The sequence below is a fragment of the Roseobacter sp. GAI101 genome, assembly GCF_000156335.1.
GTDB lineage: Bacteria > Pseudomonadota > Alphaproteobacteria > Rhodobacterales > Rhodobacteraceae > Sulfitobacter.
The window spans coordinates 283,735-293,453 of record NZ_DS999213.1 but is presented as its reverse complement, the minus strand read 5'-3'; the positions used below and the strand labels follow the sequence as shown (position 1 = coordinate 293,453).

Genomic DNA, 9,719 nt, shown 5'->3' with positions numbered 1-9,719 from the left:
ATCACCGTCTTCGATCGCATCCACGACACCGCCGCAGGCCTGCGCTTCGACATCGACGCCAATGGCGCGAAACGCCAGTTCGCGCTGGAACGCGCGGCTGGCCACCGTGGCCGGCGTGGCAAACAATGCCACATGTTTCAAATCGACTTCGCGCGGGGGGGAGTTATCGCCCCACTGCCGTTCCGTCATCGATTCAATCAGCGGAACGAACACGCCCAAAACGCGCTTGTCAGAGGGCACCCAGGATTCCTGCATCCGCCGCAACGCTGCCGCCGACGCCGTGTTGCAGGCAAGGATCACCAGATCACAGCCCGCATCGAACAGACGCTGGGTGGCGGCCACGGTCAGATTATAAATATCGTCCGATGTGCGCACGCCATATGGCGCATGGGCGCTATCGGCCAGATAGACGAATTCCACATCAGGCAATTGCGCCTGCACGGCATTCCAGACGGTCAACCCGCCAAGCCCCGAATCAAAAATACCAACTGCCATGTCTGTTCGCCATCACCTGTCGGCACGGTGCCGATCTTCAAAATCGAACCCCAGATCGAAGGATCTAACGGGGTCTGGAGACAACTCATACGTGGCTTTGCGCAGGAAATCCATCATCGCTTTTGCGTCTTTTGCCAAAGGGTTCAGCACGTTCCTGCCGATCGGGTCACCTATGACGACACGCACCGGCGTATCGACCCGTTTGCGGAACTCCTTGATCAGCAGCCCCATCCGCAAACTGCTGTGCAAATGGCTGGCGATCTGGAAAAGGCGGCTGGTGTGACCGTCGAAATAGATCGGCACGACAGTGGCTTGCGACTTGGCAATCATCCGCGCGGTAAAATTGCGCCAACTCGGATCCATCGGTTTTGCAAACATACGCGCGCCGGTGCTGACCGTGCCGCCGGGAAAGATGCCGATAGCCCCACCCTGCCCCAGATATGCCAGCGCTGTTTTGCGGGTGTGCAGGTTCAGCGCTAGGGCGTCCTTGGTTTCGTCAAAGCTGATCGGCAGCAGATGGCCGCCCAGATCCGGCACACGGTTGAACACTGAATGCGCCATGATCTTGAAGTCACCCCGCGTGCGCGACATCATATGGCCCAGCATCAGCCCGTCCAATATGCCGTAGGGGTGGTTCGCCATAAAAATCACGGGGCCCGTCCGCGGGATATTTGCCAGGCTACCACCCGCGACATCCAGCGTCAGCCCATAGCGCTGCGCCATCACATCGAAAAAGCAGCCACCGCCCGCCATGTCAGTCTCGTACCCATGGGCACGCCTGATCAGACCCAATCGGCCGGTTGTATTTTCCATCAACCGGATCATTGCCCGCCCCGGCCCGGAGCGGGCGGAATGGGCATAGCTGATCTCACGGGTGCAAAGCGGTTTGGGTTGACCCATTTCAGGCTCCTTTATGGTGGCCACCGCTTATTCCCGGTTTATGACGTCGTGATGACAGCGCCCGCTATTCCGCCGCCTTAGAAGTTGTCGTCCCACCCGCACGGATCACGGCCAGCAATTCTTCACGCCGCTTGGCCGCTTTCGCCACATTTGCCTGCTTTACCGGGCCAAAGCCGCGGATCTGCAACGGCAATTCAGCCAGTGCGACGATCGCATCACGGGTTTGATCGGTCAGCTTTGGCAGAACCTCTTTCATGTCCGCCTCGTATTCCTGGATCAGCGCCCTCTCCATGCGGCGTTCCTCGGACCGGCCAAAGGGGTCAAACGGCGTGCCGCGCAGGAACTTGAGCCGCGACAGCAACCGCAACGGCCCCTCAAGACTTTCGCCAAAGGTGCGCTTCATCGGACGGCCATCGGCACCGGTCTTGGACAGCATCGGCGGCGCAAGGTTAAAGGTGATCTTCGGATCGCCTGCGAACTCTGCATCAACTTTGGCGCGGGTCGATTTCAGCAGACGCGCGACCTCGTACTCATCCTTGTACGACAGCAGCTTGTGATACCCCAGGGCGACGGCTTGCTTCAGGGCCTTGTCGTCCACAAGCTCAAGCATCTTGGCGTAGCGCTTGGCCAGGCCCTTGCCCTGATAGGCCGTCAGGTGATCCATACGGAACGCGATTTTCTCGTCCAGCGACTTGGGCATCTGCACGACATTGGGTGTCGTCACCTCTGCCGCATCGGCCGGATGCAACATTGCCCACCGCCCCAGTTCAAACGCCTTGAGATTGCGTTCAACCGCAGCACCATTCAGGCGGATTGCATCCTGCAGGCTGCCCAACGACAGCGGGATCAACCCCTTTTGCCATGCAGCCCCAAAGATCATCATGTTGGAATAGATCGAATCCCCCAAGGTTGCCTTGGCCAGATCAGACGCATCAAACAGCGCCACGCCGTCCTTGAGCCGCGCCTCGAGCGCAAGCGTCAGGCGGTCGTAGGGCATCTTGAATTCGGTATCGCGGGTGAAATCGCCGGTGATGATCTGGTGGGAGTTCACCACTGCCCCCGTGCGCCCAGCGCGCGTCAGGCCCAGCGTCTTGGTTCCGGCAGACACCACCAGATCACCGCCGATCAGCGCGTCGGCCTCGCCTGTCGCGACGCGAATGGCGCTGATATCCTCGGGCCGTTCGGCCAAACGGCAATGGATGTGCACCGCACCGCCCTTTTGCGCAAGGCCGGCCATCTCCATCATCCCGGCACCTTTACCGTCGATCTGCGCGGCCTGCGCCAGTACAGCACCGATGGTGACGACACCGGTACCACCGACACCCGTGATCACCACGTTGAAAGTGCCGTCGATGACGGGCAGCGTCGGCAGAGGCAGATCAGGAATTTTCACCTCGGTCGTGGGGTCCTTGCGGATTTGTGCGCCTTCAAGGGTTACGAAAGACGGGCAAAACCCTTTGACGCAAGAGAAATCCTTGTTGCACGAGGATTGATCAATCGCCCGTTTGCGACCAAGTTCGGTCTCGTGCGGTACGATTGACACGCAGTTTGATTGGACCCCGCAATCGCCGCAGCCCTCGCAAACATCTGTGTTGATGAACACGCGCTTGTCGGGGTCGGGAAACAGACCACGCTTGCGGCGGCGCCGCTTTTCCGCCGCACAGGTCTGGATGTAGACGATGGCGCTGACGCCCTTGTGCTTGGTAAAGTTCTCCTGAACCGTTTGCAGGTCGGCACGCTCGTACAACGGCACGCCCTTGAAGGCGGCCGCATCCACGTCTTCTTTTTCGTCGTACACCACGGCGATGTTCTGCACGCCGATGGCCTGCAATTCGGCGACGATGCGGGGCGCATCCAAATCGCCTTCGTTATGCTGGCCGCCGGTCATGGCAACAGCATCATTGTACAGGATTTTATAGGTAATGTTGGTTTTCGCCGCGGCGGCGGCGCGGATCGCCTGGATGCCGGAATGGTTATAGGTACCATCCCCGAGGTTCTGGAACACGTGTTCGCGGGTCGAGAAATGCGATTCCCCGATCCAGTTTGCGCCCTCGCCCCCCATATGCGTGTATCCCGTGGTCTCGCGGTCCATCCACTGCACCATGTAGTGACAGCCGATCCCTGCGTAGGCGCGGCTGCCTTCGGGCAGTTTGGTCGACGAGTTATGCGGACAGCCCGAACAGAAGTACGGAACACGCGCGGCGATGTCTTCGGCATTGTCGGCACGGCGCGCAGTATCCAGCGCCTCCATCCCCGCTTTGATTCCATCGGTGTTGCGGCCTTCCTCGATCAGAATGCCACCAAGCTTTTCGGCGATCCAGATCGGATCAAGGGCCGCGCGGGTCGGGAACAGCTCTTCGCCATGTTCCATCCCTGCACCGCCGCCTTTATGCCAGCCGTAGACCCGGCGGTGCGTATCGGAAAACAGCGCCTCCTTGATCTGGATTTCGATCAGCTTGCGCTTTTCTTCGACCACAACGACGAGATCCAGCCCCTCTGCCCAGTTGTGAAAGCCCTTCATATCCAGCGGAAAGGTCTGCCCGACCTTGTACAATGTGATGCCCAGCCGTTCGGCTTCGTTTTCGTCGATGTTCAGCAGGCTCATCGCATGCAGCAGATCCAGCCAGTTCTTGCCCGCTGCGACAAAACCGATTTTCGCCCCGGGCTTGCCCCACATGCGCTTGTCGATCTTGTTGGCGTGGGAAAACGCTTCGGCGGCAAAGCGTTTGTGGTCGATCATCCGGGATTCTTGCAGATGCGGCGTGTCGATCAGACGGATGTTCAGCCCGTCTTCGGGCATGTCAAAATCAGGCGTGACCAACTGCATCCGGTGCGGATCACCGTTGACCACCGACGTCGCCTCGACCGTGTCCTTCATTGTCTTGAGGCCAACCCAAAGCCCGGAAAACCGCGACAGCGCCCAGCCGTAGATGCCGTAATCCATGATCTCCTGCACCCCTGCAGGGCTGACGATTGGCATGTAGGCATCCATCATCGCCCATTCCGACTGGTGCAACACGGTCGAGGATTCGCCGGTGTGGTCATCCCCCATCGCCATCAACACACCGCCATGCTTGGACGACCCTGCCATGTTGGCGTGGCGCATCACATCGCCCGACCGGTCCACCCCCGGCCCTTTGCCGTACCACAGGCCAAAGACACCGTCGTATTTCCCCTCGCCGCGCAGTTCCGCCTGCTGCGTACCCCAAAGGGCGGTCGCGGCCAGATCTTCGTTCAAACCGGCCTCGAACAGCACGTCATATTCGGCCAATGGTTTTGCCGCGCGTTCCATCTGCAGATCGACAGCCCCCAGTGGCGATCCGCGATAGCCGGTGACATAGCCTGCCGTATTCAGCCCCGCCGCCCGGTCCCGCGCCTTTTGCATCATCATCATGCGGACCAATGCCTGCGTGCCATTCAGCAACACAGGGGACTTTTCCAAGTCGAACCGATCATTCAGTGAAATCTTTTGCGTACCCATGGCGCGTTCTCCCCTACGTGCAATCAGTTACCTTAACTACACGTTAGGTCACAAAAGCTGACCTGTCTACCATTGTGTTTCTGCTCATTTCGAAGGCAGGTGATCAAGTATTAATGATTGCGTGCTCTATTGATTAATGCTGAGAGATATTATGTTGCAGTGCAGCAAGGCTTAGGGTTGTTTTAGCCGAATATTTAGCGCAAACACGTTCCTCTTAGCCATTTGATCGATCGATACCCGCCACAAAAAGGTAGTCCTCATGGATTGGGACAAGCTCAGAATCTTTCATGCCGTCGCGGACGCCGGCAGCCTGACACATGCGGGTGACAAGTTGAATCTGTCACAATCTGCAGTCAGCCGGCAGATTCGCGGGCTGGAAGAACAGTTGAACACCAACCTGTTCCACCGCCATGCCCGCGGTCTGATCCTTACCGAACAGGGCGAACTGCTGTTTGACGCCACCGTTGCGATGACAAAACGGCTCGATACCGCCTCTGCACGGATTCGCGACAGCGAAGAGGAAATCTTCGGCGAATTGCGCGTCACCACCACCACAGGCTTTGGCACGCTGTGGCTCGCCCCCCGCTTGCCTAAGCTTTACGAGAAATATCCAGACCTCAAGGTCGATCTTATGCTGGAAGAGCGGGTTCTTGACCTGCCCATGCGCGAGGCCGACGTTGCCATCCGCATGAAGGAACCCTCGCAAGCCGATCTGGTGCGCAAGAAGCTGATGATGATCAAGATGTGTTTATACGCATCACCGACCTATCTGGCGGAACACGGCACGCCCCAGCGGCTGGAAGATATGTCGGAACACCGGCTGATCTGCCAGAACACCGACAGCGATCAGGTGAATGCCGGTCTGCAGCTTATCCAGCAGTTGATGATGTACGATGTACGGTCGATGCTGACCGTGAACAACTATTTCGGCGTGCTTCAGGGTGTGATCCACAATCTGGGAATCGGCGTGCTGCCAGACTATCTGACACAGGATTTCCCGGACCTGGTCCAGGTTCTGCCCGATACCGAGTCGGCGGATGTTCCGGTTTTTCTGGCCTACCCCGAAGAATTGCGCACCTCGAAACGGGTCGCGGCCTTCAAGGATTTCGTTCAGGACGAGATCATAAGCCATAGAAAACAACAGCGTGAAAAGGCAAATATGTAGCCATGCACAGATTGCATAGCGGACATGCCTTTAAAATCTGATTCCTGCCTTGAAACAAGCAGAACTGCCGCCTAATTCAGCATCATGAAGACGGAAGCTTTCGGGCTGTCACTTCATACCTCCCTGTTGGACTTGGCCGAGCTTCGCGCTCGGCCTTTTTTTTGGCCGTGAGTCATATGTCCTTTGGCCTTTTCCCCGCGCCAGCGTTCCTCTAAGAGTACCGCCATATCTGCCAAGGGGATATCCACACCATGACCGAACCAGCCATCACGCCAGAGCTTATTGCCAGCCACGGTATCAACGCTGACGAATACCAGCGCATCCTAGACATTATCGGGCGCGAACCCAGCTTTACCGAGCTTGGCATATTCTCGGCCATGTGGAACGAACACTGTTCGTATAAATCCTCCAAGAAATGGCTGCGCACCTTGCCCACCGAAGGACCTCAGGTCATTTGCGGTCCCGGCGAAAACGCAGGCATCGTTGATATCGGCGACGGTCAGGCGCTGGTCTTCAAGATGGAAAGCCACAACCACCCGTCCTACATCGAACCCTATCAGGGTGCAGCGACCGGCGTGGGCGGTATCCTGCGCGATGTCTTTACTATGGGCGCGCGCCCCATCGCGGCAATGAACTCTCTCAGCTTCGGGTCCCCCGAGCATCACAAGACGCGCCAGCTGGTGCATGGCGTGGTCGCAGGCGTTGGCGGCTACGGCAACTGCTTTGGCGTGCCCACGGTCGGCGGTGAAGTCCGCTTTGATACCGCTTATGATGGCAACTGCCTTGTGAACGCGTTTGCCGCCGGCCTGGCCGACACGGACAAGATTTTCTACTCTGCGGCGTCCGGCGTCGGCATGCCGGTTGTCTATCTTGGGGCCAAGACGGGCCGCGACGGCGTTGGCGGTGCCACGATGGCATCGGCAGAATTCGACGACACCATCGAAGACAAGCGCCCCACCGTCCAGGTCGGTGACCCCTTCACCGAAAAGCGCCTGATGGAAGCCACGCTCGAGCTGATGGCGACCGGTGCCGTGATCTCGATTCAAGACATGGGCGCTGCGGGCCTGACCTGTTCCGCCGTCGAAATGGGTGACAAAGGCGACCTTGGTGTCCGCCTGGACCTTGAAAAGGTTCCGACCCGCGAGACCGCCATGACCGCATATGAAATGATGCTGTCGGAATCTCAGGAACGCATGTTGATGGTGCTGCGCCCCGAGCTTGAGGCCGAAGCCAAGGCCGTCTTCGACAAATGGGACCTTGATTTTGCCATCGTTGGCGAAACAATCGCAGAAGATCGCTTCCTAATCGTGCACAATGGCGAAGTCAAAGCCGACCTGCCGCTCAAGGCCCTGTCCGGCAACGCCCCCGAATACGACCGCCCATGGGTGGAAACTCCCGCGGCTGAACCCCTGTCGGACGTGCCGGGCATTGACCCGATCGACGGTTTGCACGCGCTGATTTCCAGCCCGAATTACGCCTCCAAGGCGTGGGTTTACGAGCAATACGACACCATGGTCATGGGCGACAGCGCCCGCACCCCCGGTCTGGGATCCGGCATCGTGCGGGTGCACGGCACCGACAAGGCAATCGCCTTCACCTCGGACGTGACACCGCGCTATGTCATGGCAAACCCCTTTGAGGGCGGCAAGCAGGCCGTCGCCGAAGCCTACCGCAACCTGTGTGCCGTTGGTGCCCTGCCCTTGGCCACCACCGACAACATGAACTTCGGCAACCCCGAAAAGCCCGAGATCATGGGCCAGTTCGTCTGCGCGATCAAAGGCATCGGCGAAGCTGTATCCGCCCTTGATATGCCCATCGTGTCGGGCAACGTGTCGCTGTACAACGAAACCGACGGCAAAGGCATCCTGCCGACGCCCACGATCGGCGCGGTCGGTCTGTTGACCCACACGGATGAAATCATCGGCAAAGATGTGCGCGACGGGCATGTGGCGCTGGTCTTGGGGGCCACCACCGGCCATCTGGGGCAATCCGCCCTGCTGCTGGAGGTCTTCAACCGCCGCGATGGCGACGCCCCCCACGTCGATCTGGACGCCGAGAAAGCCCATGGCACGTTCATCCGCGAGAACCGCGAGATGATCAAAGCCTGCACCGATCTGTCCGATGGTGGCCTTGCGCTGGCCGCGTTCGAACTGGCCGATGCCGCCGGTGTCGGCGTATCGCTGGACGCCTCTGACACACCAACGCTGTTTGGCGAAGATCAGGCGCGCTATCTGATCGCCTGCAACTTTGATCAAGCCGAAGCGCTGATGGTTGCGGCCGCCAATGCGGGGCTTCACCTGGAAAGCGTCGGGAAATTTGGCGGCGATCAGGTTAACTTTGGCGGGTCCGCTGCCCCGCTTGCCGACCTGAGCGCGATCTACCACGGTGCCTTCGGCGCGGCTTTTGCCTAGTCCATCAGCCCCATAAGCCGCGATTTCTCGCCCGTGTCATCGGGGCGGGAAATCACCTGCGCCAGCTCTTCGAGCGACGCGATTGAATGGCCCGCGCGAAAGCTGTCCACATGGGGCAGCATCGCGCGGATGCCCGCCGCCTTTGGCGCAAAACCGTCCCAACGCAAAAGCGGATTAAGCCAGATCAGCCGCCGCGCCGTCAGATGCAGCCGCTGCATGTGCCGCGCCAGATCATCGGGGTTGTCGCGGTCCAACCCGTCAGTGATCAACAGCACCACAGCGCCCTGCCCCATCACGCGCCGCGACCAATCGCGGTTGAACGTCTCGATGCAGGACCCGATGCGTGTGCCGCCTTCCCAATCCTGTGCCTGCGCACCGGCAGCCTTGAGGGCTGCATCCACATCGCGGGTCGCCAGATGGCGGGTAATATTTGTAAGCTGTGTCCCGAAGGTAAAGGCATGCACCTTTGCCCAGCCAGCCCCCTTGGCGTTGCTGACCGCGTGAAGAAAATGCAGAACCGTGCGGGAGTATTGGCTCATCGAGCCGGATATATCGCACAGAACCACCAGATTGGGATAGCGCGGGCGTGGTTTCTTCAGGGCGAGGTTTTGCATCTCGCCGCCCCGGCGCAGGGCTGCGCGCATGGTTTTTTGAATATCGATGCGCCCTTGCGGCGATGTCATGCTGCGCCGCGATGGCATGGGTTTTACCGGCAAGGTCAGCCGTGCCAGCATCCGCTTGGCCTGCGCCATTTCAGCCAGGCTCATCTGTTCAAAATCCAGTGTCCTCAGACGCTCTTGTGCCGACATGGTCAGGCTGGCATCCACCTCGACCAGGGTTTCTTCTGGTTCGCTTTCTTCGCCTTCTTCTTGCTGGGGGGCTTGCGCTCCGTCAAGCAGTGCCTCGGCCGCACGCTTTTCGGCGGCTTGAGCGGGTCGGTCTTCCTGTACGCCGCGAATGGCGGGCAACATCGCGGCCATCATATGCTCAAGATAGCGCGGGTCGCGCCAATATAGCCGGAAAAGCTGTGCAAAGACGGTGCGGTGTTCGGGACGGTTCACGAAGCAGGCGTGGAGCGTCCAGTAGAAATCGACCTTGTCGGTAAATCCTGCCGCCTCGACCGCGCGAATGGCGTCAACGATGCGGCCCGGCCCGATCGGCAGGCCCGCGCGGCGGAGCGCACGGGCAAAATGGGTGATGTTGCCTGCGAGCTTCGGGTTCTCGGGGAGTTCGAGGGGGAGATGTTCCATGGTGCCTTTTATGTCAT

The 9,719-nt window shown here is 59.5% G+C and carries 6 protein-coding genes; 2 read left to right on the top strand and 4 right to left on the bottom strand.

Annotated elements, in window-relative coordinates; all coding sequences use genetic code 11:
* The 3 genes from RGAI101_RS01330 to RGAI101_RS01320 form a co-directional block, all read right to left on the bottom strand.
* A partial coding sequence (locus tag RGAI101_RS01330; RefSeq protein ID WP_037227072.1) for a glutamate racemase occupies positions 1–495 on the bottom strand: 495 nt, incomplete at its 3' end.
* 12 nt (positions 496–507) lie between these two features.
* Positions 508–1,395 carry a lysophospholipid acyltransferase family protein gene (locus RGAI101_RS01325; protein ID WP_008225643.1) on the bottom strand — a complete coding sequence of 296 codons (888 nt, stop codon included), beginning with the start codon at positions 1,393–1,395 and terminating at the stop codon, positions 508–510.
* 64 nt (positions 1,396–1,459) lie between these two features.
* The gene (locus RGAI101_RS01320; RefSeq protein ID WP_008225769.1) at positions 1,460–4,876 is read right to left on the bottom strand and encodes an indolepyruvate ferredoxin oxidoreductase family protein; all 3,417 of its coding nucleotides are present in this window, start codon (positions 4,874–4,876) and stop codon (positions 1,460–1,462) included.
* Between the two features lie 259 nt (positions 4,877–5,135).
* On the opposite strand from RGAI101_RS01320, the gene RGAI101_RS01315 reads away from it, so the two are divergent.
* Positions 5,136–6,041: a LysR family transcriptional regulator gene (locus RGAI101_RS01315; protein ID WP_008225237.1), complete on the top strand. Its 906-nt coding sequence runs from the start codon at positions 5,136–5,138 to the stop codon at positions 6,039–6,041.
* 251 nt (positions 6,042–6,292) lie between these two features.
* On the top strand, positions 6,293–8,452 hold the full coding sequence (purL, locus tag RGAI101_RS01310; RefSeq protein WP_008225167.1) for a phosphoribosylformylglycinamidine synthase subunit PurL: 2,160 nt from the start codon (positions 6,293–6,295) through the stop codon (positions 8,450–8,452).
* On the opposite strand, the gene RGAI101_RS01305 is transcribed toward purL, so the two are convergent.
* Entirely contained in the window at positions 8,449–9,702 is a 1,254-nt protein-coding gene (locus tag RGAI101_RS01305; protein WP_008226751.1) for a vWA domain-containing protein, read from the bottom strand. The two genes, purL and RGAI101_RS01305, sit on opposite strands and share 4 nt — an antisense overlap.
* Positions 9,703–9,719: the final 17 nt, after the last annotated feature.